Raw genomic sequence first — 25,712 nt, forward strand, 5'->3', positions numbered from 1 at the left:
CACGACGCGGCGTGAGCGCGACAGCGAAAGGCTAAACCTAACGCGCGCGCGGCAAACGCGCGAACAAGGTCGGATAGTCGATCACGAGGCCATCGCTATCCACGCGCATATTGGCGGTGAACTCGCGAAAAATGCCTTCATAGCGGTACTCGCCATTCAACTCGATGCACGTGTATGCCTGCTCGGCGCGCGTAACCTGCAAGTCGGGCGTCGAGATGTACGCGACTTCGATCGGTTGACGTTCGCCCTCGGCCAGTTGCAGCCGGCGGATCGGCAACGTATTCGTGTACGGCGTCGCGGCGATATCGATATCGATACAGCCCTCGATCGCACTCAGCGCGAGGCCGTGCCCGTCGTGCCAATGGCCTTCGCCATCGCCATGCAATTCCAGCTCGCCGCCGCCAACGATCTTCAGGTGCGCGTAGCGCGTGCGCCAGCGCGCGTCGCAGCGCACCGAGTAATGCAGCCCATAGGTTTTGCCGTAGCGCTGCCCGATCACGACGCTTTCCACGGCGAAGCCGTCGTCGCGCGCATCGAATACCAGATGTTCGATGCCGTCGCCCTCTTCCGAGGCCCATCGTAATTCACGCATCGGTGTCTCCTCGCGAAACGGCGCAGTGGGCGCGCCGGCCTTTCATCGTAGCGCGAAAGTCCGCGCGCGAGTCAATCCCGACCCAGGCGCTTACGGCCGGCAAATAGCCAGTATCAACGCGCGAGATGCCTGAGTGTTGGCCGCTCGACTATGCTCGCGGTTTGTCGTGACTCCGAACCCGCCGCCGATGCACGCCGCCGCGACCGATGCGCCCTCTTCCTCGCTCAGCGCCCCGCTGCGCACGCTGCTGCGCAGCTTCGGCCAGATCGTGCTGCAATCGAACGCCGCGACCGGCGCGTGCATGCTCGGCGCGTGGCTGGTGAGCGAGCCGCGTCTCGTGTGCGCCGCGCTGCTCGGCGCGATCGCGGCCAACGTCAGCGCGGTGCTCGCCGGTTCGGCCGACGCCGACCTGCGCGCTGGCCTGCTCCGCTTCAACGGCGCGCTGGCGGGCCTCGCCGCGTTCAGCTTCATCGGCGATCCGGCGCGCGCGTCGGCCGTCGCGATTCTTGCGGCGACGGCCACCGCGTGGCTGCTGCGACCGTGGTGGCATTGTTTGCGCGTGCGTCGGCTCGGCTATCTGTCGAGTCCGTGCCTGATCGTCACGTGGCTATGGTTGCCGCTGATCGCGAGCCGTTCCTTGTCAGCGGGTCCCCATGCCGCTCATCCGCTCGACGTGATGCGGTTCGTCAGCGGCGTGCTCGCGGGCGTTGCGCAGACCGGCTTCGCGGCGGACGCGCCAGCGGGTGTGGTGGTGCTGCTCGGGATTGCCGCCGCCTCGCGAAGACACGCGCTGTATGCGCTGGGCGGCGCGACCTTGGCCAGTGCTGCGCATCTGTTGCTCGGCCGAGCGTTGCCTCATTCGACGCCGGCCTGTCAGGATTCAACGGCGCGCTGACCGCGCTCGCGCTAGCCGACTCAGGCTACGCGGCGATGCTCGGCGGCATCGCGATGTCGGTGCCGTTGCAAGCGGCCGCCCTGCATTGCGGTCGGCTTACGATGAGCGCGCCGTTCGTGCTCGCAACGTGGAGCATCCAGTCGCTGGGGCGCCGCGCCGCGTAACGCAAGGCTGGGTCGTGCGCTGTCGCCAACGGCGCGGGATTGTGCGGTAGCATCCCAAGCCGGTTCGCGCGTCGCACGGCCTCGCATTCAGCAACCTTCTTGCCTTGGCGATCCATCGCATGGCGCCGAAGTCGGTGCTGAAACACTCACTCCAGCCGACAGGAGACAGATATGTCGTTCGCCCACTCACCCGCCGGCCGCATCGCCGAGACCGGTCCGCAGTCGGAAGCGGAACAGCAAACCCGCATCGATCTGGCCGCCGCTTATCGACTCGCCGCGCTCAACGGCTGGGACGATCTGATCTACACACACATTTCCGCGAGCGTGCCCGGCGAACCGGGCCACTTCCTGATCAATCCGTTCGGCCTCGCGTTCGATGAGGTATGCGCGTCGAATCTCGTGAAAATCGACATCGCGGGCAATATCGTCGGCGCCAGCGAACATCCGGTAAATGCCACCGGCTTCGCGCTGCACGCGGCCGTGCATGCCGCGCGCGACGACGCGTTCTGTGTGATGCATCTGCATAACACCGCGGGCGTGGCCGTGTCCGCGCAGCCGGAAGGATTGCTGCCGGCGTCGCAGCACGCGCTGCGCTTCTACGGCCAGCTTGCATATCACGACTACGAAGGCCTCGCGTTCACGCCGGCCGAAGGCGAGCGCCTCGTCGCGCATCTCGCCGATCACCCCGCGATGCTGTTGCGCAATCACGGCACGCTGACGCTCGGACGCACGGTTGCCGAAGCTTATGTGCTGATGGCGACGCTGCTGAAAGCCTGTGAAATCCAGATCCAGGCGCAAACCTGCGGCGCGCCGCTGGTCGTGCCGAGCGACGCGGTCGCCGCGCGCACGGCGGAGCAGCTCTGCGATGGCAGCGCGATCGAAGGCGCGCTCGAATGGCCCGCGCTGCTGCGCAAACTCGATCGACTCGATCGAGGTTATCGCGCCTGAACGCCCGAGCCGGTCCGCTTCATTTCAGTCCCAACCCTCAACCCTACGGAGCAACGTCATGCCCACGTTTCATATCGAACTCTTCGAAGGCCGTACGCTGGAACAGAAACGCCAGTTCGTCGAAGCGATCACGAAAGCCACCTGCGAGTCGCTCGGCGTCGAGCCGAACTCGGTCGATATCATCCTGACCGACGTTAAACGCGAAAACTGGGCAACGGGTGGGCGTTTATGGTCGGAGGCCTGATCGACCCGAAAAGCGCCGGCGAGACCAGCGCTTCGATGCATAAAAAAGAGGCATCGAAAAAAAAGCTGCGCACGTGAGGTGCGCAGCTTTCGAGGCTTACAACGCGAAAAAAATCGCGTCGATGTGGCGGCAAAACAACGTGCCGCCACGTGTTCAGTAACTGTTTAGAACTTGTGGATGATACCAACGCCGACAGCGGTCTGGCTGCGCGACGACGACGGCGAACCGTTTTGGCCGTCACCGATGCTTGCCACTGCGTTGATGATCGACTTGCCGTTGCCCGACAGCGTCTGACCGCTAGCGCGCTGATACGCTTCGAGTGCGTACAGGCCGGTGCGCTTGGACAGCGAGTAGTACTGCGACAGGTTGAACTGGTTGTAGGTAGCCGTGCTCTGAATGCCGTTCGACGACGTTGCACGGGTGTAGCTATAGCCAGCGGCCACATCCAGCACCGAGATCGGCTTCCAGTGCAGCACTGCGCCACCGGTATTCCAGATCTGCGTGTCGTGGAACAGCGAAGCCTGGCCCGCAGTGTATTGAACGTTCGAGTATGCGAACGAAACGTCCCACTGCGAGTTGAACGCATAACCACCCGTCACAGCAACACGCTGCTGCTTCGCGGCGGTCTGGAAGCCGTTGTTGATTGCCGAAACGGACGGCTGAGCGCCGTTGTTCGACGCCGTCGAATTCCACGCCGGGGTGCCAACGGTTGCCGCGTTGTCGATGCGCTGGATACCAGCCGCGATACCGATCGGGCCGTTCAGGTACTGTGCCGCCACGCTCCACGTTTGGCCGGCCGCGAAGCTGCCCGCGTTGCCGCCCAGTGCGTACGAACCGCTAACCGTCAGACCGCCAAAGCTCGGCGACGTATAGACCAGTTGGTTGTTCACGCGGAACGTCGTATCCAGCGAGTCGATATCACCCGGATGCGCGCCGTATGCACCGGTCAGCCACGTGGTCGGGCTGTACGGCGAGAGCAAGGTGTAGTACGAGGTATAACCGCGGCCTGCCGTCAGCGTACCGAACTGCGCGTTCGTCAGACCGACCCATGCCTGGCGGTTGAATGCCAGACCCGATACGGCTTGCGCGCCCGTTGCGCTGTTAAAGCCTTCTTCCAATTGGAAAATGGTCTTCGTGCCGCCACCCAGATCTTCCGAGCCCTTCAAACCGAAACGGCTGCCTGCCCAGATGCCGTTGATCATCTTGACTTGCGAGTTGCCGGGGACGGTCTGCGGTTTCGCTGCCGTGGTCAGCGATGCCGAGCTGTTCTGCCAACCCAGGCCCGTATCGACGATACCGTAAAGCGTCACGCTGCTTTGCGCATGTGCGCCCAGGGCGACCAACCCCAAGGCCGAAGCTAAGAGAGTCTTTTTCATTTCTACTCCGTTGTTAAAAACTTTCAGACGCGGCCCATCCAAGCACCGCCGAGTGTGGGTAAAACGCTTTATTTGGAATCAGAACACCGGATGGCCGTTGATGACGCTCGGCAGCCAGGTCGAGAACCACGGTACATAGGTGACTATATTGATGGCCGAGAAGATAGCGAGGTAATACGGCCAAGCCACCTTGGTAGTTTCCCCTATAGACACATTCCCAATCGCACAACCAATGAACTGCACCGAGCCAATCGGCGGATGCACGAGACCCAATGCGCAGTTCAGCAGGATCATGATGCCGAACTGAACCGGACCCACGCCGTTGTGCATCGCCATCGGCAGGAACAGCGGGGTCGTGATCAGGATGTGCGCCGCCATGTCGACGAACGTACCGAGGAACACCTGAATCACGTTGATGTACAGCAACATCAGCCACGGCAGCGAGGTCGCGCCGTCGAGCATGCGCTCGATCGCGTCCGGGATCTCCAGATAGGCCATCTGGAAGCGCAGCATGTTCGACACACCAATCAGCAGCAGCACCACGCCGGTCGTCTTCGCGGCCTTGCCGAGCGCATGGCCGAGCTTCTTCAGCGTCAACGTGCGGTACACGACGATGGTCAATATCAGCGAGTAAGCCACGGCGATCGCGGCCGCCTCTGTCGCAGTGGCGATACCGCGCGCCACGCAGAACAGAATGATCGCGATGACCATCAGGCCCGGCACCGCGCCGATGAACGTACGCAGCACCGCCATCCAGCCCGGGAAACGCTGCAGTTGGGTCGAACCGTCGGGACGGCGCGGATAGCCGAACTTGACAGCCTGCCAGTATGCGGCGACCAGCACGAGGCCCATCACCCACAATACCGGCAACAGACCGGAGAACAGCAGATCGCCGATCGACACGCCGCTCATCTGCTTGCCGTTCAGCACGCCGCTCACGCCTTGCGCCGCGAACGCGTAGATGATCATGTTGGTCGACGTCGGCATCAGCGCGCCGGCGAGCGACGAGTGCGTGGTCACGTTGACCGCGTATGCGGCGCTATAACCTTCGCGCTTCATCAGCGGGATCACGACGCCGCCCATTGCCGACGTATCCGCGGTCGGCGAACCCGACACGCCGCCAAACAGCGTGCAGGCGACCACGTTGGCCATGCCAAGGCCACCGCGGAAATGGCCGACCGTAGCCTGCGCGAAACGCAGGATGCGGTCAGCGATGCCGCCGTGGAGCATCAGCTCGCCGGAGAAGATGAAGAACGGCACCGCGAGGAACGAGAAACCGTTCATGCCCGAGATCATCGCCTGCATCGCGGTCGCGGTCGGCAGACCTTCGAACAGATAGGTCAGGACGCAGGACAGCCCCAGCGCGAATGAAACCGGAACACCTAAAAAAAGGAAAACTAGAAAACTGACGGTGAGGAGGGCAAGTTCCATGATGGCTCTACTTTTATTCCGTGACGGAGAGTTCGAGCGCTGGCTCTTCCCGCTTGCCGGCGAAGAGCTCGAGCAGATGCTCGATCGAGAACAACGCGATGCACACGCTCGCGAAGATCGGAATGCAGTAGCGCACGCCTTCCGGCACGCCGATGATCGGAATGCGGTCGCCCATCGTGGTTTCCGCCATCTCGAAGCAACCGACGAAAACGGCCACCGCGAAAGCAAACAGGCAGAGGTGCTGAATCCCTTTCGCGATCACCTGGCCCTTCTCGGGCAATTTCTTGACGAGCGAGTCGAGTCCGATGTGACCGCCCTCGCGAACCTTCAATGCGGCGCCGAACATCGCGATCAGGATCACCAGCAACAATGCGATGGGCTCCACGTAATCGGGTGCATCGCTAAACACGTAGCGCATCACCACGCTATAAATCACGAGCAGGCAAAGTGCGGCGAGGCTAACCGACGCCACGACCAGCAGCACGCGAAAAAGAAAATCATTTGGGCGTTTCAGGAAACTCATGACCCTGTCCTTGCTTACGTCCGACCTGTGCTTGAAATTCAGCCGTCCCGAAGCGACGCGATCCGCGCGCGCGAAACTGCGCGGCGGAAGGTCTCGCGAGTTTCCTCGCGGACCATTCACGCCGCTGCTGCGACAAACGTTGCTATTGCTGATTGCGTCCGGGACGCGAGACTTACTTGATTGCCTGGATCTCGTCGACGATCTGCTTCATCTGCGGGGTCTTTTCGTACTTCGTCCACACAGGCTGCATCACCTTCACGAAAGCCGCACGGTCGATCTGCGAAGCCGCGACCACCGTTGCGCCGCCCTTCGTGACGGTCTTCTGCGCGTCGGCTTCACGCGCGGTCCACAGCTTCTGGTAGTACGGCACCGAGTCAGCCGCGGCCTTCTTGATGATCTGCTGCTCTTGCGGCGACAGCGTGTCCCACACCTTCTTCGAGAACACCAGCACTTCGGGGGTCATCGAATGCTGGGTTTCCGAGTAGACCTGAGCGACTTCGAAGTGCTTGGTTTCTTCGTACGACGGGATGTTGTTTTCGGCGCCGTCGACGAGGCCGGTCTTCAGGCCCGTATAGACTTCCGAGAACGGCATCGGGGTCGGCGTGCCGCCCATTGCCTTGATTTCGTCGACCATCAGGTCGGACGGCTGCACGCGAACCTTCAGGCCCTTCATGTCAGCCGGCGACTTGATCGCCTTCTTCGCGTACATCGAGCGTGCGCCGCTCTCGTAGAACGTCAGCGCGATCATGCCCTTCGCGGTGAACGCGTCGAGGATCTTCTGGCCTTCCGGACCGTACATGACCTTGCGGAAATGGTCGACGTCGCGGAACAGGAACGGCAGCGACGGGATCATCGATTCCGGCACGATTTCGTTGAACGCAGCACCGTTGGCGCGCGTCATGTCGAGCGCACCGATACGAACCTGGTCGATCGTGTCGTTTTCCGAGCCGAGCGCGCTGTTGCCGAACACCTTCACGGAGTCCTTGCCGTCGGTCGCCTTGCTGATCTGCTCGCCCATGTACTTCACGGCCATGTTGGTCGGGAAGGTGTCGCCGTGCACATCGGCAACGCGGAACACGCGCGCTTCAGCCGACATCGTGCTGAACGCCAGCGCCGCGGCTGCGACGATCATCGAAACACGGGAAGAGGCAAACTTCTTGTTCATCGTGACATTCCTTGAAAAATAGACCATCCCAGCAACAGCGGATGTGACATGGTTTTGACGCGTCTCCGGCTTCGCGCCCGCTACCTTCTCAGGCGCGGGCGCTGGCCGTACTGGCTGTGCAATTTCCCCGGCACAGTTGCCCCAGCACTCCAGTCGACAACTCGACTACTTACTTCAATCACGGCGGCCGGCTTCGGACATGCATGCGGCATCGACCACAGCCGCACCACTCGCCCGAAACCTACCGAATTGCGCTTGTCACACATACATAGAAAGCCGTTTGTTTGGACTTATATGTTGTACGACGACATACGAAGTCTATAAAAGGGGTTTTAACTTGTACAGACGGTATTTACCCGCATCAAGAAAAGCTCCAGCAGCTATCGGCGAAATGGCACGCCACCAAGCCCCACGCCGTCTGGCGCTGAATGAGCGGAAATCGGCCTAGTCTGCGGAACTGTTGTATTTTTGCCGAACAAAGATGCGGGAACGTGGTCTTTACGTCAAATGTTGTATGACGAGTGACGAATAAAGGGCCACACGAATGACCCTGACAAATGAAAACGCCGGGCGAAAAACTTCGTCCCGGCGCATGCCTCATGTAAGCAAGATTACAGTTGTCCTGCAAATTCGGGCTCAGGCAGCCCGCGCACGCCTGGCCGCAGCGCGAACACATGGCCGTCGTGCTCGCTCGCGCCGTTGGCCGGGCGAATCGACGTGACGAACAGCGTATCCAGGTCGCGGCCGCCGAATGCGCACATCGCAGGCTTGATGGCCGGCACTGGAATCTGCCGGTCGAGCTTGCCTTGCGGCGTGAAACGCAGCAGCAGACCGGCGTCGTTCGCGCAAATCCAGTAGCAGCCGTCGGCATCGACCGCCGCGCCGTCCGGACGGCCCGAATAGTGATGCAGATCGGCGAACACGCGACGGTTGCGCGGCTCGCCGGTTTCGACGTCGTAGTCGAACGCCCAGATCAGCCGGCGCAGCGGATGCGAGTCCGACAGATACATCGTCGTCCCGTCCGGCGACCAGCCGAGGCCGTTCTGCGTGATCAGCGAATCGACGACCGGTGCCGACAGCACGCCCTTCTCATCGAAGCGGTACAGCGCGCCGCCCGGGATCGCCGCCGCCATGTCCATCACCATGGTGCCGGCCCAGAAGCGCCCTTGCCTATCGCAACGGCCGTCGTTGAAACGCATGCCGCCGTGCGGGAATTCTGGCGCCGCGAGCTTGCGCAGCGACGCTGTCAGCGGCTCGCCGCCCGGCGCATTCGACGCGTCGGCGAGCGTGACCGCGAAAAAGCCGGTCTCGCAGCCGGCGAGCACGGTGCCGGCGTGATCGAACGCGATGCAGGCAACCTGCTCCGGCAGCAGCCATTCGGTGCGCTTGCCGGTTTCGAGCGAGCCGCGCACGATCTTCTTCGCCGGAATGTCGACCCAGTACAACGCCTGCCCGGCCGCGCGCCAGACCGGGCTTTCACCGGTGGCTGCGGGCAACGGACCGGCCGCTTCGAAGCGTTCCACTTGCGGATTCGCACTCATTATTTAGGCTCCCGCTTCGGCTCCATCGGACCGGCGAGCACGAACGGGCCGCCCTGGTACAGCTGGGTCGGGTCGTCGAAGCGCGTGTCGGGAGCGCTCGGCGGAAACAGGTGCTCGAACTGCGCCGAGCTGTCTTGCGGACGGTAGCCGAGGAACGCGGCGTTGGTGTTGTCGACCCACGAGGTGCGGTTGTTCGACACGCCGTAGACGATCGCGTGGCCGACGCGGTTCGTGAACAGCGAGCAGCGCACGAGCTCGATGAAGTCGCGGTAGCTCAGATACGTGACGAGCATGCGCGCGGTCTTCGGCTGCTCGAACGACGAGCCGATCCGCAGACACACGGTTTCGAGGCCGAAGCGGTCGAAGTAGTAGCGCGACAGCGATTCGCCGAAGCACTTCGACACGCCATACATGCCGTCCGGACGCAGCGGCGCGTCGGTGCCGAGCACCGACGTCACCGGATGGAAACCCACCGCGTGATTCGAGCTCGCGTAGACGATGCGCTTCACGCCGTGCTTCTGCGCCGACGAGTACACGTTGTACAGGCCGCGGATATTCGCTTCGAGGATGTCTTCGAACGGCGCTTCGACGGAAATGCCGCCGAGATGCACCACCGCGTCCACGCCTTCGAGCAGCGCGTGCACGGCCGCTCCATCGGCGAGATCGACGACGGCGGCTTCCTCGTGCGCGGCGACTTCGCCGAGCGGCGCGATATCGGATACGCGCACGATGTCGGCCCATTGCGCGAGCGCGGGACGCAGTTGCTTGCCGAGGTTGCCCGCGGCGCCGGTGAGCAGCAGACGGCGGAAGGGTTTCTTTGCCGCGGAGCGGTCAACGTTCAAATCGGTCATGTCTCTTTGCTGTTGTGATGCGATCGGGTCTTCTGAACGGAAAAGCGAGCGCCGGTTGGACCGGCGCTCGCCTGAGATTGGATGGTGCGGGTTGCCTGATCAGGTCACCGGCGCCGGGTTGAAGAGGGTCAACGCATTGTGCAGCCCGAGCTTCTCCGCGCAGGTTTCCTTGCGGCCGCTCGCGACATCGAGCATCAGGCGGAACAGTTCCCAGCCCACCTCCTCGATGCTGGACTGGCCAGTCGCGATCGTGCCGGCGTTGATGTCCATCAGATCATGCCAGCGACGCGCGAGGTCCGAACGCGTCGCCACCTTGATGACCGGCACTTCGGCGAGGCTGTACGGCGTGCCGCGGCCGGTCGTGAACACGTGCAGCGTGATGCCCGAAGCAACCTGCAGCGTGCCGCAGATGAAGTCGCTGGCCGGCGTCGCCGCGTAGATCAGGCCCTTCTGATTGATCTTCTCGCCGGGCGACAGCACACCGGAGATCGCCGAGTTGCCCGACTTGATGATCGAGCCCATCGCCTTTTCGACGATGTTCGACAGGCCGCCCTTCTTGTTGCCGGGCGTCGTGTTCGCGCTACGGTCCGCGCCGCCGCGCTTCAGATAATCGTCGTACCACTGCATCTCGCGGATGATCGCCGCCGCGACGTCCGCGTTGGCCGCGCGCGCGGTCAGCTGATCGACGCCGTCGCGCACTTCGGTGACTTCCGAGAACATCACGGTCGCGCCGGCGCGCACCAGCAGGTCGGTCGCGAAGCCGACGGCCGGGTTCGCGGTCAGTCCCGAGAACGCGTCGCTGCCGCCGCACTGCACGCCGACCACCAGATCCGACGCCGGACAGGTTTCGCGACGGCGGTTGTTCAGGCGCTTCAGATGCCCTTCGGCCATCCTCATGATCGACGTGATCATCGACTGGAAGCCGACGTGCGATTCGTCCTGCAGCACCACGACGTCGCCGTTCTGATCCAGCGCGACATCGCCGATGTCCGCGACGTCGTCGACCACCGCGGCCGCGGCGATCGGAATCGTGCCCGGCGGCATCAGACGCTCGGGCTGCAGCTTTTCGCAGCCGAGGCTCACCATCATCACTTCGCCGCCGAAGTTCGGGTTCAGCGCGATGTTGCGCACGGTGCGGATCGGCACCATCGCGTCGGGCGCGTCGATCGCGACGCCGCAGCCGTAGGTGTGGCCGAGGCTCACGACGTCGTCGACATTCGGATATTTCGGCAGCAGCTCGGCCTTGATGCGCGTGACCGCGTGTTGCACGACGTCGGCGACGCACTGCACGGTGGTCGTAATCGCGAGGATGTTGCGCGTGCCCACCGAGCCGTCCGAGTTACGGTAGCCCTCGAACGTGTAGCCTTCGAGCGCCGGCATGTCCGGCGCTTTGATCGTGGCGATCGGCAGGTCCTCGAGTCCCGGCGGGCTCGGCATGCGGATCACGTGCTCGTTGATCCAGCTGCCCTTCGGCAGCGGCTTCAGCGCATAACCGATCACGACGTTATAGCGGATGACCTCGTCGCCTTCGGCGAGATCGGCCAGCGCGACTTTGTGGCCCTGCGGCACACGCTCGCGCAGCCTGAGGCCATCGGCAAATACCGCGCCCTCGCCCAAACCGCCGTCGTTGACGACGATCGCGACATTGTCATTGGGATGAACGCGGATGTAGAGCGGGGTTTGTTCCATTGATAAATCCTTAAGGCGCGTAGGCCTGCTTCGCCAGAAATCATACGTCATCCTACAACGCCGGCGTTTGCCCGGGGGTTCCGTATTTACCCTATAGACAGCATTATGCCGTGAAAACACCGTTGAGTTACGGGATTCATTGTTGTACGATGACGTATAAGAAATCTGATTTCAAAGATTTTCTACTAGTACGACGTCCGTCGTACTAGTTGGATCCTACTAACGACCCCATCCGACGCCTGGATATTTAGATCATGACGACACCGCAGGAACTCAAGCAGATCGTTTCGGAAGGCCTCCTGTCCTTCCCCGTCACCGACTTCGACGCTAAAGGCGATTTCCGCGCCAACACTTACGCTGAGCGCCTCGAATGGCTCGCTCCGTACGGCGCTTCGGCGCTGTTCGTCGCCGGCGGCACGGGCGAATTCTTCTCGCTGACGCAAGACGACTACACGCAAGTCGTCAAGACCGCGGTTGAAGTCTGCAAGGGCAAGGTACCGATCCTCGCCGGCGCAGGCGGCCCGACCCGCGTGGCGATCGCCTACGCGAAGGAAGCGCAGCGCCTCGGCGCGCACGGCATCCTGCTGATGCCGCACTACCTGACCGAAGCGAGCCAGGACGGTATCGCCGCGCACGCCGAAGAGGTCTGCAAGGCCGTTCCGGGCATGGGCGTGATCATTTACAACCGCGCGAACTCGAAGCTCAACGCCGACATGCTCGAGCGTCTGGCCGACCGTTGCCCGAACCTGATCGGCTTCAAGGACGGCGTGGGCGAGATCGAAAACATGGTGACGATCCGCCGCCGCCTCGGCGACCGCTTCTCGTACCTCGGCGGCCTGCCGACCGCGGAAGTCTATGCTGCTGCGTACAAGGCGCTGGGCGTGCCGGTGTACTCGTCGGCGGTGTTCAACTTCATCCCGAAGACGGCGATGGAGTTCTACCGCGCGATCGCCGCCGACGACCACGCAACGACCGGCAAGCTGATCGACGAATTCTTCCTGCCGTACCTGAAGATCCGCAACCGCCGCGCAGGCTACGCGGTCAGCATCGTCAAGGCTGGCGCGAAGCTGGTCGGCCACGACGCAGGTCCGGTGCGCGCACCGCTGACCGATCTGACTCCGGAAGAACTCGAACAGCTCGACTCGCTGATCAAGAAGCTCGGACCGCAGTAAGGAACCGGCGTCGGGGCTTCGAGCGAAGAAGCTCGCGAGCCTCATCGACGAGGGCTGCATAGACGGCCCCGTTGCGAACGCCCGGCACGGCAACGTTGCCGGGCGTTCGTGCATTTGCGCGATAGGCAGGCGGTCTGCGGACCGCCCGGCGTAGAGACCACACCTCGCCCAACAATACAGGAGATGACCCATGGACTTGAGCCGCACGGCCAGTTCCACCGACGCCGCCTCTAGCGCGGCACGCACCAAGGTCCGCTACGGGATCCTGGCGCTGATCTTCGTGATCACCACCCTCAACTATGCCGACCGCGCGACGCTGTCCGTCACCGGTTCCGCGATGCGCACCGCGTTCAGCCTCGACGCGATCCGCATGGGCTATATCTTTTCCGCATTCAGCTGGGCCTACGTGCTGTCGCAACTGCCGGCCGGCTGGTTGCTCGACCGTTTCGGCGCGCGCCGCGTGTACGCGGCGAGCATCTTCTCGTGGTCGCTGTTCACGCTGCTGCAAAGCTCGGTCGGCCTGCTCGGCAGCGCCGGCGCGGCGATCACCGCGCTGTTCGCGCTGCGCTTCGTGATGGGCGCTGCCGAGTCGCCGGCGTTTCCGGCGAACGCAAAGGTGGTCGCGAGCTGGTTCCCGACCAACGAGCGCGGCACCGCGTCGGCGATCTTCAACGCCGCGCAATACTTCGCCGCGGTCGTGTTCACGCCGCTAATGGCGTGGCTCACGCATGCGTTCGGCTGGGAGACGGTCTACGTCGTGATGGGCGTGGTCGGGCTGCTGCTCGCGCTGACGTGGCTGAAGGTCATGAAGAATCCCGCCGATCACCCGGGCGTGTCGCGCGCCGAGCTCGAGTACATCGAGCAAGGCGGCGGCCTCGTCAGCGGTGCGCGCAAGACGGGTCCGGACGACGTGTCGAAGAGCGGCGGCTGGACGCTCGTGCGTCAGTTGCTCGGCAACCGCATGCTGCTCGGCGTCTATCTCGCGCAGTACTGCATCAACGTGCTGACCTACTTCTTCCTGACGTGGTTTCCGATCTACCTCGTGCAGGCGCGTGGGATGACGATTCTGAAGGCGGGCCTCGTGGCCTCGCTGCCGGCGATCTGCGGCTTTCTCGGCGGCGTGCTCGGCGGCGTGTTGTCGGACGGGTTGATCCGCCGCGGCTGGTCGCTGACCGTCGCGCGCAAGGTGCCGATCGTCGGCGGCATGCTGCTGTCGACCTGCATCATCGGCTGCAACTACGTGTCGACCGACTGGATCGTCGTCGCGCTGATGTCGCTCGCGTTCTTCGGCAAGGGCATCGGCGCGCTCGGCTGGGCGGTCGTCGCCGATACGGCGCCGAAGGAAGCGCTCGGTCTGTCCGGCGCGATCTTCAACATGTTCGGCAACATCGCCGGCATCGTGACACCGATCGTGATCGGTTATCTGGTCGCGCGTTCGGGCTCGTTCAATGGCGCGCTGGTGTTCGTCGGCGCGAACGCCCTGATGACGGTGATCAGCTATCTGGTGATCGTCAAGGACATCCGGCGAGTCGAGTTGCGCTCAGCGTGAGCCCGCTATAGGCTCAGTTTTCGTTACGGTTATCGTACTTCCGGCCGGCGGACGCCCGGCGCCTTGCGCGAGCCGTGCGCACCGAGGCGCCAAAGTTCAGGCATCCGCCGATACATGTGACAATCGCGCCGAATTCGATCCGGCGCTTATATAATCAGTCGTCAGACGACGATATAATAAAAATGCAGGATTCCCAGCGATCTTCCAAACAAGGAGCGTTTTCGATGGCTACACCACTAGCATCCGCGGCACCGCCACGACGCGCTCGCAATCTTGCCGAGTTCGTCGTCAATTACGTCACCGAGCAGATCGCGGCCAACGTGCTGAAGCCGGGCGACAAACTCCCGACCGAATCGCAGCTGATGAACACGCTCAGCGTGAGCCGCACGGTGATCCGCGAGGCGATCTCCCGCCTGCAGGCAGGCAAAATCATCGAGACGCGGCACGGTATCGGCAGCTTCGTGCTCGAGCCGCAGCGCGAAAAGCTCGGCATCGACATGGTGCCCGCCACCACGCTGCGCGACGTGCTGTCCATTCTGGAGCTGCGCATCAGCCTCGAAACCGAATGCGCCGGTCTTGCCGCGCAACGCGCGAAACCGGACGACCTCGCGCACATGCGTACCGCGCTCGACGCGATCGAAGCCACGCGTCACAACGGGCTCGACAGCGTGGAGGCCGATCTGCAATTCCACATCTCGGTCGCGCGTGCAACCGGCAACCGCTATTTCGTCGACATCCTGTCGCAGATGGGCAGCGCGCTGATTCCGCGCAACCGGCTCGACTCGGCCGGCATTGCGCGCGCCGATCCTGATGCGTATCTGTCGCTCGTGAACCTCGAGCACGAAAGCATCCTCGAAGCGATCAGCCGGCACGACGCCGAAGGCGCGCGGGCGGCGATGCGCATGCATCTGTCGAATAGCCGCGAGCGGCTGCGTCGCGCGAACGAAGCGAACGACTCGAACAGCTGATTTGCGCGAAGAAGCACGCGGGCGAAAAAAATGGCCGGGGAATTCCCGGCCATTTTTTTTGTGATTGCAACCGCCCTTTCCTTCGATGCGCGCCCATGCCCATATCGGCACGACGCGCGCATCCGTTCAGGACGGCGTCACGCGATCAACCGCGCGTGAGTTCGCCATCGCGACGACGCCACAGTTCCAGCGGATTGCCGTCGGCCAGCGTTTGCGGCAGCAGCTCGGCCGGGAAGTCCTGGTAGCAGACCGGGCGCAGGAAGCGGTCGATCGACGTGGTGCCGACCGAGGTCGCGCGGCTGTCCGAGGTTGCCGGGAACGGGCCGCCGTGGACCATCGCGTGACACACTTCGACGCCGGTCGGGAAGCCGTTGACCAGAATGCGGCCGGCCTTGCGCTCGAGAATCGGCACCAGCTTCTTCGCAGCCGCCACGTCGGCGTTGTCCATCTGCAGCGTCGCGGTCAGTTGGCCCGCGAAGTGCTCGGCGACCTTCAGCATTTCCTGCTCGTCCTTGCAGCGGATGATCGTCGACACCGGGCCGAACACTTCGTCTTCCAGCGCCGGGTTCGCGAGGAACGTCTGCGCGTCGGTCACGAACAGCGCCGCGCAGGCCTGGGTCGGGCCGGTCGCGGGGACGCCGCGTGCCACGACTTCGACGCCCTTCGTTGCGGCCAGCTTGCCCTCGCCGTCTTCATACGCGGCGTGGATGCCCGAAGTCAGCATGGTCTGCGCCGGCTTGGCAGCGAGCGCTTCCGATGCCGTCGCGACGAAGCCCTTCAGCGCGTCGCTGTCGATCGCGATCGCGAGGCCCGGGTTCGTGCAGAACTGGCCCGCGCCGAGCACGAGCGAGTCGACGAAACCGCGCGCGATGCTGTCGCCGCGTGCGGTCAGAGCGTTCGGCAGCAGGAACACCGGGTTGATGCTGCTCATTTCGGCGTAGACGGGGATCGGCTCCGGACGTGCCGCCGCGACGCGCATCAGCGACGTGCCGCCCGCGCGCGAACCGGTGAAACCGACCGCCTTGATGGCCGGGTGCGCAACCAGCGCCTCGCCGACCGAGTTGCCCGCGCCGACGATCATCGAAAACACGCCTTCGGGCAGATCCATTTCCTGCGCGACGCGCTGGATCACACGACCGACCAGCTCCGAGGTGCCGAGGTGCGCGCGGTGCGCCTTCACGACGACCGGGCAGCCGGCAGCGAGCGCCGCAGCGGTGTCGCCACCCGCGACCGAAAACGCGAGCGGGAAGTTGCTCGCGCCGAACACGGCGACCGGGCCGAGCGCGATCTTCTGCATGCGCAGATCCGAGCGCGGCAGCGGCTTGCGTTCCGGCAGCGGCGAATCGAGCGTCGCGTTGAGCCACTGGCCCGCGCGCACGGTTTGCGCGAACAGCTTCAGCTGACCGGTGGTGCGGCCGCGCTCGCCTTCCAGACGCGCTTTCGGCAGGCCCGATTCAGCCATCGCGCGTTCGATCAGTTCGTCGCCGAGCGCGGTGATGCCGTCCGCGATACGATCCAGAAACTCGGCGCGCACTGCGAGCGGCAGCTGGCGGTACGCGTCGAACGCCTGTTGCGCGAGCACGCAGGCCTGCTCGACGTTCTCGACGGTGCCGCTGCCGAACACCGGCTCGGCAATCTCGGAACCCGTGGCAGGATTGAACGCGCGCAGCGGTTTTTCTTCGCCGCGCACTGCTTTGCGACCGATCAGCATTTCACCGGTAATAGGCATTTTTGGCTTTCCTTGAATGAAGGCTTCAGATATAGGTCATCCTACAACATTCCGGGGGCTCCATGCAACCCGAAACGCTTGTCGGACGGGGTCATTCGGGTATACACGACCGTTACAACGGAGGGGCTCAGTGCTAACCTGCCGTTAGTCATACGACGACTTATAACCTTGCGTTCTGCGCGGTTTTACTGCGGTCGTCGAAGCGCTATTCCCGATCCATCGTCGTTCGAGGAGACCCCGCATGCCCGCCGTCACGCCTTACGAATCCTTGCCGAACCGCTTCCGGCGCGCGGTGCGCGAGGGAAAAACCCAGATCGGCTGTTGGGCATCGCTTGCCAGTCCGATCGCCACTGAACTGCTGGGCACGGTCGGCTTCGACTGGATGCTGCTCGACGCCGAACACGCGCCCAACGACGTGCTCACGCTGATCCCCCAACTGATGGCGCTCAAGGACAGCGGCAGCGCACCGGTCGTCCGACCACCGGCTAACGACAGCGTCATGATCAAACGATTCCTCGACAGCGGCTTCTCGAACTTCCTCGTGCCGTTCGTCGACAGCGCCGAGGACGCCGCCCGCGCGGTCGCCGCAACGCGCTATCCGCCGCAGGGGATCCGCGGCGTGTCGGTCGGCCATCGCGGCAACCGCTATGGCACCGTGTCCGGCTACTTCGCGCTCGCCAACGACAACATCTGCGTGATCCCGCAGATCGAAAGCCGCAAGGCGGTCGAGGCGATCGACAGCATCCTCGCGGTGGACGGCATCGACGCGGTTTTCATCGGTCCGTCCGACCTCGCGGCATCGTATGGCCACCTCGGCAACGCGAGCCATCCGGACGTGCAGCAGGCGATCGCGCATGTGTTCGAGCGCGCGCAGGCGGCCGGCAAGTCGAGCGGCATTCTCGCGCCGGTGCAGGCCGACGCGGAACGTTATCTGTCGATGGGCGCGCGCGTCCTCGCCGTCTGCGCGGATCTCGGGCTGCTCAAGGGCGCCGCTCAGGCGGCGCAGAAACACTTCATGCAGAAACCGGCGGGCGAAGCTTGAACGCGGCCGCCACGACATCTTCGGAGCATTCCATGAAAAAAGCAGGCTTTATCGGACTCGGCATCATGGGCAAGCCCATGGCCGCCAACCTTCTGAAAAACGGCGTGCCGCTCGCCGCGTTCACGCGTAGCGGCGTGCCCGCCGAACTGACGCAGGCCGGCGCCGTCGCATGCGACAACCCCGCCGCGGTCGCCGCCAACGCGGACGTGATCTTCATCATGGTGCCGGACACGCCGGACGTCGAGCGCGTGCTGTTCGGCGAAAACGGCCTCGCGAGCGCGCTGCGCGCCGGCCATACCGTCGTCGACATGAGCTCGATCTCGCCGATGGCGACCCGCGACTTCGCGGCGCGCGTGCGCGAAACCGGCGCCGACTACCTCGACGCACCGGTGTCGGGCGGCGAAGTCGGCGCGAAGGCCGGCTCGCTGACCATCATGGTCGGCGGCGAACAGGCCACGTTCGACAGCGTCAAGCCCATGTTCGACATGATGGGCAAGAACGTCACGCTGATCGGCGCGGTTGGCGCCGGTCAGGTGTGCAAGGTCGCCAATCAGGTGATCGTCGCGGCGACCATCGAGGCGGTCGGCGAAGCGCTGCTGCTCGCGTCGAAGGCGGGTGTCGATCCGGCGCGCGTGCGTGAGGCGCTGATGGGCGGCTTCGCGTCGTCGCGCATTCTCGAAGTGCACGGCGAGCGTATGACCAAGCGCACGTTCGATCCGGGCTTCCGCATCGAGCTGCACCAGAAGGATCTGAACCTCGCGCTGTCGACCGCGCAGGCGCTCGGCGTGTCGCTGCCGAACACCGCCACCTGCCAGGCGCTGTTCAACGCGTGCGTCGCGCACGGCGGCAAGGCGTGGGACCACTCGGCGATGGTGCGCGCGCTCGAAGTGCTCGCGAATCACGAGATTGGGCAGAAGACTGCGTGATTTGAGGTAGGTTCGAACATAGTTGCGATCGGGTTGTCCGTCGGTGTTCATGTGACCGATGGGCGGCTCGATTGCACTCTGCATTTCTGGGCGTCGTGCGTAGTTCGCGCATGCTGCCCTTTCCCTCTTCCGGCCGTAGAGTTCTTTCGCCGCCTAACGCGACACGTTCGTATCGTGCTTAGCGATGGCGACTCCCCGCCCCGTGTCTCCTCGGATTGCCGTCTGCTCCCGTGCGTTAAGCCGCGTGGCTAGTGCATGACTACGAGCGATATGCAGTCAATGACTCGCAGCCATCGGATTAATGGGACACAAGAATCATCCATCGCCCATTTCCTGTGCCTTTGGTCGACAGCTATCTTGGCGGCCTCAATCACAGAGGGATACCGAATGTCGGGCGAACAAGATGGAGACGGCGTGCGTGTCGTGGTGAGTGCGCCGCAACTAGCGGCGGTGCTGACCCGTCAATCGATCAGCCACAGCGAAATGATTTCCAACCGGTTATGGGGCGGATTGCAACTTGTCGGCGGTTTGCTGGAAATGGTCGGGGCCGGCGCGCTGTGTGTGATGCCTGAACCGACCATGGCGAGCAAGGCTGGATGCGTTGTGTTCGGCGTACATGGCTCGGACACGGCGGCCGCTGGCTTGCGTCAGATCTGGACGGCGCGAGATACGGCGACGCTGACCCAACAGGGCACGACGAAACTCGCGCAAGCGATGAAGGCCAGCCCCGATATGGCGAACAATATCGGTCTGTGGCTCGATATGGTCGTGCCGTTTGGCTTTGCTAGTTCGATCAAGGCTATACGGGCTTCGCGTATCGCGATGGGCCGGATCAGTCTGGACATGCACGAAGCGAAGGCAGGGAGCGGGATTGGCGGACACACGCTCTTGAAGCATGTCGGACGGACCGAAGCGCAGTTGCGAGAAAGACTCAAACTCGAGCCGCGTCGAGAGAAGGTTTCGTCGTTCACGAACCTCGAGCGGGCCGAATCAGCCATCTCAGAAGTCATGCGTGCCAATGCGACCATCATTCGGGAATGGGCGCAGTCTTCGGGCAGAGGCGGCCCTCTCGCTTTGACGCGGCGCGTGGCGGGTAACGTCGGCTATGGCATAACGAGGGAGACAGGGAAACTGACGCCCATGAATGAGGTTGTAGTCGTTCTGAAATATCAAACCTACAACGGAATGCCATACTATATTGTTACTGCTTACATTAAATAGAGAGAATTTATGCTGTCAACTCGCTACCCCAAAATGTATCAGCTGTTTGGCGCATACCTGAATGAGGACTTCGATATATGGGGAGATACGATTCCCGAAATCATCGCTTGCTACAAGAGAGACTGCCCACGCGAGAGCCACCTCGAGATGGTTCACGAAATCAATTCATTCATGAGCGAGCACCGGGAGGATCTGGATTCGGCGTTCAGAAACGACTATGGCCAAGATTTTTCTCCGGAGTTATGGGGCTACACGACTGCCTCATTTCTTGACGAATTAAAAAGGCTTCTCAGCGAGTAATTTGTCGCGATGCTCGCGCCACCGCTCTGCATCCGGTCAACCGCCTCAGATCCCTCAAATGATGAACGAAGAGTCATATCCTCAGTTCCACGCCCTGTTTGGTGGATATCTGAACCAGGGTAGCGATCTGTTAGGCGACAAAAATCTTACGAAGACTATGGATTTAATTTTTATCGGAAATTGTGGGGATACATAACCGCATTGTTCTTTGACGAATTAAAACGTCTGCTGGGCGATTAATCTGTTTGCGCCTGTAACGCTCGGGGCGCAAGACTGCAATCTCGCAATCGGCCGCAAACCTGACGAAAGAAACGGCACCTACTCTTGCGCGCCGCTTCTTTCGCCGGATCGGCCCACACGAGCCGACCGTACTTTCGCCTTACTTCGCCGTCACCGCATCCGGCGCGACCCACATCGGCTCCGGCCTCTTCTCCGAACTCCTGGCCAACAGACACACCACGACCGCGGCAATCAGATCAAACACTGCCAGCACGACGAACAGCGGGCTATACCCGATCTGCGTGACGAGCACACCGAACAGCGCAGTGAACGCGGCAGCGCCCAGATACCCTGCCATGCCGCCCATGCCCGTCGCGGTCGCGACTTCGTGCTTGCCGAACATGTCCGACGTGATCGCGTACAGCGCGCCCGACAGCGTCTGGTGCGCGAAGCCACCGACGCACAGCAGCGCCACCGCCATGTACGGGCTCTCGACGAGACCGACGCAAGCCGGCCCGATCATGAACAACGCACCGACCACGAACACCATCTTGCGCGACGTGAACAGCGACACTTTCGCGTACTTGTGAAACAGCGGGCTCAGATAACCGCCGAGCACGCAGCCGATATCAGCCGCAAGGAACGGCATCCACGCGAACATCGCGACTTCCTTCAGGTTCATGTGACGCTCGGTCATCATGTACAGCGGAATCCACGCATTGAACGTTTGCCAGGCGACGAGCCGATATTGAACCAGCCGATCGCAACCGACCGCTCCTTCGCCGGGAACCACTCGCTCGTCGCCTTCACGCCAGCCGGAATACCCGCCGATTCGGCGAGTCCGAGGAGACCGCAGAACCCGCGAGGCTGCGCCAGCCCGTCGCCCATGCCGCCGCCGCGCAAGCCACCGACCATGCCAGCGCAAAGACCGCGAAGCCGATCTTGGTGCCGATCGTGTCGAGCACGAAACCGGCGACCGGCTGCATGAACACATAGCAGAGCTGCCACGCCACGACCACGTGCGCGTACTGCTCGGTCGTGATGTTGAGCTCCTTCATCATCGTCGGTGCCGCGACCGACAACGTGTTGCGCGCCAGGTAATTGATGATCAGGCCGACCGCGACCAGCGCGACCATCCACCAGCGAATACCCTTGATCTTCGTTACGCGATCTCCTCGTGATGCATTGCCCGTCGAACTGCCCGGGACTTAGTCCTTGCGCGAGTAGTCGATGCCGACGAAGCTGCCGCCCTGAAAGCGCTGGCCCAGTTCATCGAGCGGATTCGGGCGCGAGAGGATGTCTTGAGCGTAGTCCTCGGCGTTCTGCTTCGGCTCGTAGCCCAGACGCGCGGCGCCGACGCTGTTGTCCCACCAACTGCGCGTATTGGCCGACACGCCCCAGATGGTCAGGAAGCCGACCTCTTCCGCTTCGATGCAGCGATCGAGGAAATGCATCAGGTCCTGATGGCCGAACCAGGTGCTCAGGTGACGCTGCTCGGTCGGACGCTCGAGGCAGCTGCCGATGCGCACGCACACGCTTTCGATGCCGTGCTTGTCCCAGTACATGCGCGCGAGCGCTTCGCCCCACACCTTCGACAGACCGTAAAAGCCATCCGGGCGCAGTTCGCAGTCGAGGCTCAGATGCTCGGTGACCCGATACATGCCGATCGCGTGGTTCGAGCTCGCGAACACGATGCGCTTCACGCCGTTGCGGCGCGCGCCTTCGTAGACTTCGACGAGGCCGCGCAGGTTGTTCTCGATGATCTCGGGCAGCGGACGCTCGACGCTCGTGCCGGCGAAATGGATCAGCACGTCCACGCCGTTCAGCAGACGGTCGACAACCGCCGGATCGCGCAGGTCGCCGTTCATCACGTCTTCGCCGTCGACGAGCGGCGTCAGCACTTTCGAGCCAGCGGCCGAGCGCAACGGCACGCCGCGCGCGACGAATTCAGCACGTACCACGGAGCCGAGCTGGCCGCCGGCGCCACTCAGGGCAATCTTCTTCATAGGGGTTCCTTTAACTGCGCCGCGCGCGAGGTCTACAGAGAACAGACAGAGGGATTGAGCAGCCGGCGGATCGCGCTGTGCGCGTCGCATAACACACCCAAGTTGTACGATAACGTACTATCGATGATGAACCGGCGGATTTCAACTCCGCATTTACCCTTAAATTGCATATGAGGCGTTTGGTAGCCTCTTAAAAAACAAAGACATACGGATATCGCCTTCATGCGACATCGTATGACCATGAGGGGTTTTTTGTTCGAGAAGTGAATCGCCTGACGCCCGCGGTCGCCCGGCATTCGGCGCGGGCGGCGTCTGAACGCCGCCCGGGCAGTCAGCAAATCACCTGATCACGCGTTTCTGATCGCTCAAGCGCCGATGAATTCGAGCAGGTCGGCATTGACCTTGTCGGCCTCCACGGTGCACATGCCGTGCTGGCCGCCCGCATAGACCTTCAGCGTCGCGTTCCTGACGATCTCCGCGGTGCGTCGGCCGGCTGCGTCGATCGGCACGATCTGGTCGTCGTCGCCGTGCAGCACCAGGGTCGGTACGTCGATCTTCTTCAGATCTTCGGTGTAGTCGACCTCGGAGAACTGCTTGATGCAGTCGTATAGCCCCTTGATCGAGCCGGCCATGCCCTGGCGCCAGAACGAATCGATCACGCCCTGTGACACCTTCGCGCCCTCGCGGTTATAGCCATAGAACGGCACGGCCAGATCTTTGAAGAACTGCGAGCGATCGTCGAGGACGCCCTTGCGGATGCCGTCGAACACGTCGATCGGCAGGCCGAGCGGATTATCGGCGGTCTTCAGCATCAGCGGCGGCACCGCGCCGATCAGCACGGCCTTCGCGACACGCCCCGTGCCGTGTCGGCCGATGTAATGCGCGACTTCGCCGCCGCCCGTCGAATGGCCGACCAGCGTCGCGTCCTGCAAGTCGAGATGTTCGATCAGTGCGGCAAGGTCGTCGGCGTAGGTGTCCATCTCGTTGCCGTCCCACGGCTGCTCCGAGCGTCCGTGGCCGCGCCGGTCATGCGCGATCACGCGAAAGCCTTGCTGCCGAGAAACAGCATCTGCGCATCCCACGCATCGGCGGTCAGCGGCCAGCCGTGCGAAAACACGACCGGGCGACCCTTGCCCCAGTCCTTATAGAAAATCGAAGTACCGTCTTTCGTCCTGATCGTGCTCATCTGCTAACTCCTTGTCGTTGAAGTTTGCCGTCGCCGGCAGGTGGATGAAGCGGAAGCTGCTCACGAAGCATGCGCGCGACGCATGACAGAACGCCGTGCGAATACGGCAATGAATCACGGAACTACGGAAACGGCCGAATCGTAGAGATAAAAAAATCGGCTGACTAGCGCGCGAACCGACGAAGTCGGTTTGGATGTATCGATTGTCGGCTGACGACGGGCACCGCTCGCGACCTTGCCGCGCAAGGCTGCGCGACAAGCATTGCTGCAGCGCGGTCGATTGACGCAGCACATGCAACGACGCACACGCGGCCCTGCCTCGGCCGCTAAAGGAAACTTGAGACTCATCAACGGCTTGCCTCTTCGATTCGCGCATTTCGCATAAAACAAGGCGGTTTTTTGACGCACACCGCATTGCAACACATTTTGTTTCGATCCCCTACTCTTGCGCCATCTGCCAAGCGCAGTGCGCACCGACATCGGTCGACGCGCGTAATTCACTCACGCGGCAATCACGCACAACAGGATCATGAACTCGGCACTATCGGCATTCGATCTCGCGCGCATTCAATTCGCGTTCACGGTTTCTTTTCACATCGTTTTCCCCGCGCTCAGCATCGGTCTCGCCAGCTTCATTGCCGTTCTCGAATGGCGTTGGCTGAGAACCGGCAAGGCCTACTACAAAGATCTTTGTCTGTTCTGGTCGAAGATCTTCGCAGTGGCCTTCGGGATGGGCGTCGTCTCCGGTGTCGTGATGGCCTATCAGTTCGGCACCAACTGGTCCGGCTTCTCGAGTTTCGCCGGGCCCATCACCGGTCCGTTGCTGATGTACGAGGTGATGACCGCATTCTTTCTCGAAGCGGGCTTCCTCGGCATCATGCTGTTCGGCTGGCAGCGCGTGAGTCCGCGCGCGCACTTCGGCGCGACGCTGATGGTCGCGATCGGCACGCTGATCTCGACCTTCTGGATCCTCGCGTCCAATAGCTGGATGCAGACGCCGCAGGGTTTCGAGGTCGTCGACGGCCATGTCGTGCCGCTCGACTGGTTCAAGATCATCTTCAATCCGTCGTTCCCGTACCGGCTCGCGCATATGGCGCTGGCGGCGTTCATCGTCGCGGGGCTGGTGGTCGCGGCGGTCGGCGCGTGGCATCTGCTGCGCGGCCGACGCGATCCCGCCGTCAAGAAGATGTTCTCGATGGCGCTGTGGCTGCTGCTGATTCTGACGCCGATCCAGGCATTCATCGGCGATCAGCACGGCCTGAACACGCGCGAATATCAGCCGGCGAAGATCGCGGCGATCGAAGGCATCTGGGACACCGAAAAAGGCGGCACCGCGCTGAATCTGTTCGGCATCCCCGACATGAAGGCCGAAACCACGCACTACGCGGTGTCGATCCCGCACCTGGGCAGCCTGATCCTCACGCATAGCTGGGACGGCGAAATCCGCGGGCTGAAGGAATTCCCGCCAGAGGACCGGCCGGATTCGGCCGTGGTGTTCTGGAGCTTCCGCATCATGGCCGGCCTCGGCGTGCTGATGATCGCAATGTCGATCGCGGCCTGGGTGCTGCATCGCCGTGGACGTCTGTTCGAAGCGAAGTGGTTCCAGCGGCTGTGCGTCGCAATGGGCCCGAGCGGCTTCATCACGCTGCTGGCCGGCTGGGTCACCACCGAAGCGGGCCGTCAGCCGTGGGTCGTCTATGGCGTGATGCGCACGTCGCAGGCCGTGTCGCCGCTGACCACGCAGCAGGTCGGTCTGTCGCTGATGACCTTCGTGGTCGTCTACTTCCTCGTGTTCGGCACCGGCATCTACTACATGCTGAAGCTGATGCGCTCGGGTCCCGCGCTGCCTGGCGGCAAGCCGCACGACACGCCGCACGACACACCGCAGCCGACGCCCGCGCAGACCGCGCGCCGCCCGCTGTCCGCCGCCGATCAGATGATCGACGTCGTCTAACCCACGCTACGAGAGAAAGAA

At 62.9% G+C, this 25,712-nt stretch carries 20 protein-coding genes and 3 pseudogenes; 11 read left to right on the forward strand and 12 right to left on the reverse strand.

Annotated features, from left to right (window positions below):
* Window positions 1-37: 37 nt before the first annotated feature.
* Window positions 38-592 (reverse strand): putative glycolipid-binding domain-containing protein, encoded by a 555-nt coding sequence (locus VSR82_RS29295; protein WP_410849932.1) that lies wholly within the window; start codon window positions 590-592, stop codon window positions 38-40.
* 187 nt (window positions 593-779) lie between these two features.
* Between VSR82_RS29295 and VSR82_RS29300 the strand changes: the two are divergent.
* The 3 genes and pseudogenes from VSR82_RS29300 (at window position 780) to VSR82_RS29310 (ending at window position 2,843) form a co-directional block, all read left to right on the forward strand.
* Window positions 780-1,651 (forward strand): annotated as a pseudogene (locus VSR82_RS29300) (urea transporter).
* Between the two features lie 171 nt (window positions 1,652-1,822).
* Window positions 1,823-2,599: a class II aldolase/adducin family protein gene (locus VSR82_RS29305; protein ID WP_429457554.1), complete on the forward strand. Its 777-nt coding sequence runs from the start codon at window positions 1,823-1,825 to the stop codon at window positions 2,597-2,599.
* Window positions 2,517-2,843: a 4-oxalocrotonate tautomerase gene (locus VSR82_RS29310; protein WP_429457552.1), complete on the forward strand. Its 327-nt coding sequence runs from the start codon at window positions 2,517-2,519 to the stop codon at window positions 2,841-2,843. The genes VSR82_RS29305 and VSR82_RS29310 overlap by 83 nt, the downstream gene beginning before the upstream one ends.
* A gap of 164 nt (window positions 2,844-3,007) precedes the next feature.
* On the opposite strand, the gene VSR82_RS29315 is transcribed toward VSR82_RS29310, so the two are convergent.
* The 7 genes from VSR82_RS29315 to garD form a co-directional block, all read right to left on the reverse strand.
* On the reverse strand, window positions 3,008-4,219 hold the full coding sequence (locus VSR82_RS29315; protein ID WP_368585325.1) for a porin: 1,212 nt from the start codon (window positions 4,217-4,219) through the stop codon (window positions 3,008-3,010).
* A 78-nt stretch (window positions 4,220-4,297) separates the two neighbouring features.
* Window positions 4,298-5,650: a TRAP transporter large permease gene (locus VSR82_RS29320; protein WP_368585324.1), complete on the reverse strand. Its 1,353-nt coding sequence runs from the start codon at window positions 5,648-5,650 to the stop codon at window positions 4,298-4,300.
* A gap of 13 nt (window positions 5,651-5,663) precedes the next feature.
* Entirely contained in the window at window positions 5,664-6,173 is a 510-nt protein-coding gene (locus VSR82_RS29325) for a TRAP transporter small permease (protein ID WP_368585323.1), read from the reverse strand.
* Between the two features lie 172 nt (window positions 6,174-6,345).
* Window positions 6,346-7,338, reverse strand: coding sequence for a TRAP transporter substrate-binding protein (locus tag VSR82_RS29330; protein WP_176105711.1), 993 nt, complete (start codon window positions 7,336-7,338; stop codon window positions 6,346-6,348).
* 611 nt (window positions 7,339-7,949) lie between these two features.
* Window positions 7,950-8,879 (reverse strand): SMP-30/gluconolactonase/LRE family protein, encoded by a 930-nt coding sequence (locus tag VSR82_RS29335; protein ID WP_498858286.1) that lies wholly within the window; start codon window positions 8,877-8,879, stop codon window positions 7,950-7,952.
* Window positions 8,879-9,730: an NAD-dependent epimerase/dehydratase family protein gene (locus VSR82_RS29340; RefSeq protein ID WP_429457546.1), complete on the reverse strand. Its 852-nt coding sequence runs from the start codon at window positions 9,728-9,730 to the stop codon at window positions 8,879-8,881. The genes VSR82_RS29335 and VSR82_RS29340 overlap by 1 nt, the downstream gene beginning before the upstream one ends.
* Before the next feature lie 99 nt (window positions 9,731-9,829).
* Window positions 9,830-11,419, reverse strand: coding sequence for a galactarate dehydratase (gene garD / locus VSR82_RS29345; RefSeq protein ID WP_429457544.1), 1,590 nt, complete (start codon window positions 11,417-11,419; stop codon window positions 9,830-9,832).
* 254 nt (window positions 11,420-11,673) lie between these two features.
* On the opposite strand from garD, the gene kdgD reads away from it, so the two are divergent.
* From kdgD to VSR82_RS29360, 3 genes are all read left to right on the forward strand, one after another.
* Window positions 11,674-12,591, forward strand: a complete 918-nt coding sequence (gene kdgD / locus VSR82_RS29350) for a 5-dehydro-4-deoxyglucarate dehydratase (protein ID WP_368585319.1) — start codon at window positions 11,674-11,676, stop codon at window positions 12,589-12,591.
* A gap of 190 nt (window positions 12,592-12,781) precedes the next feature.
* A complete protein-coding gene (locus VSR82_RS29355; protein ID WP_429457542.1) occupies window positions 12,782-14,140 on the forward strand; it encodes an MFS transporter in 1,359 nt (452 codons plus the stop codon).
* 224 nt (window positions 14,141-14,364) lie between these two features.
* Window positions 14,365-15,108 carry a FadR/GntR family transcriptional regulator gene (locus VSR82_RS29360; RefSeq protein ID WP_368585317.1) on the forward strand — a complete coding sequence of 248 codons (744 nt, stop codon included), beginning with the start codon at window positions 14,365-14,367 and terminating at the stop codon, window positions 15,106-15,108.
* A 145-nt stretch (window positions 15,109-15,253) separates the two neighbouring features.
* Here VSR82_RS29360 and VSR82_RS29365 read toward each other — a convergent pair whose 3' ends face one another.
* Window positions 15,254-16,837 (reverse strand): aldehyde dehydrogenase (NADP(+)), encoded by a 1,584-nt coding sequence (locus VSR82_RS29365; protein WP_410849938.1) that lies wholly within the window; start codon window positions 16,835-16,837, stop codon window positions 15,254-15,256.
* 241 nt (window positions 16,838-17,078) lie between these two features.
* Between VSR82_RS29365 and garL the strand changes: the two genes are divergently transcribed.
* The 4 genes from garL (at window position 17,079) to VSR82_RS29385 (ending at window position 20,326) form a co-directional block, all read left to right on the forward strand.
* On the forward strand, window positions 17,079-17,879 hold the full coding sequence (gene garL / locus VSR82_RS29370) for a 2-dehydro-3-deoxyglucarate aldolase (protein WP_429457540.1): 801 nt from the start codon (window positions 17,079-17,081) through the stop codon (window positions 17,877-17,879).
* Window positions 17,876-18,805 carry a 2-hydroxy-3-oxopropionate reductase gene (locus VSR82_RS29375; RefSeq protein WP_410849939.1) on the forward strand — a complete coding sequence of 310 codons (930 nt, stop codon included), beginning with the start codon at window positions 17,876-17,878 and terminating at the stop codon, window positions 18,803-18,805. The genes garL and VSR82_RS29375 overlap by 4 nt, the downstream gene beginning before the upstream one ends.
* A 387-nt stretch (window positions 18,806-19,192) precedes the next feature.
* The gene (locus VSR82_RS29380) at window positions 19,193-20,026 is read left to right on the forward strand and encodes an RNase A-like domain-containing protein (RefSeq protein ID WP_368585313.1); all 834 of its coding nucleotides are present in this window, start codon (window positions 19,193-19,195) and stop codon (window positions 20,024-20,026) included.
* A gap of 9 nt (window positions 20,027-20,035) precedes the next feature.
* On the forward strand, window positions 20,036-20,326 hold the full coding sequence (locus VSR82_RS29385; protein WP_368585312.1) for a contact-dependent growth inhibition system immunity protein: 291 nt from the start codon (window positions 20,036-20,038) through the stop codon (window positions 20,324-20,326).
* Window positions 20,327-20,705: 379 nt separating this feature from the next.
* Here the strand turns inward: VSR82_RS29385 and VSR82_RS29390 are convergent.
* From VSR82_RS29390 to VSR82_RS29400, 3 genes and pseudogenes are all read right to left on the reverse strand, one after another.
* Window positions 20,706-21,681 (reverse strand): annotated as a pseudogene (locus tag VSR82_RS29390) (MFS transporter).
* A gap of 72 nt (window positions 21,682-21,753) precedes the next feature.
* A complete protein-coding gene (locus VSR82_RS29395; RefSeq protein WP_498858287.1) occupies window positions 21,754-22,551 on the reverse strand; it encodes an NAD-dependent epimerase/dehydratase family protein in 798 nt (265 codons plus the stop codon).
* Window positions 22,552-22,916: 365 nt separating this feature from the next.
* Window positions 22,917-23,737: pseudogene (locus VSR82_RS29400) on the reverse strand (alpha/beta fold hydrolase).
* A 529-nt stretch (window positions 23,738-24,266) separates the two neighbouring features.
* Here VSR82_RS29400 and VSR82_RS29405 point away from each other — a divergent pair.
* Window positions 24,267-25,691, forward strand: coding sequence for a cytochrome ubiquinol oxidase subunit I (locus VSR82_RS29405; RefSeq protein WP_429457533.1), 1,425 nt, complete (start codon window positions 24,267-24,269; stop codon window positions 25,689-25,691).
* Window positions 25,692-25,712 lie beyond the last annotated feature (21 nt).

The organism is Burkholderia sp. JPY481 (assembly GCF_038900515.1).
GTDB classification, from domain to species: Bacteria; Pseudomonadota; Gammaproteobacteria; order Burkholderiales; family Burkholderiaceae; genus Paraburkholderia; species Paraburkholderia youngii.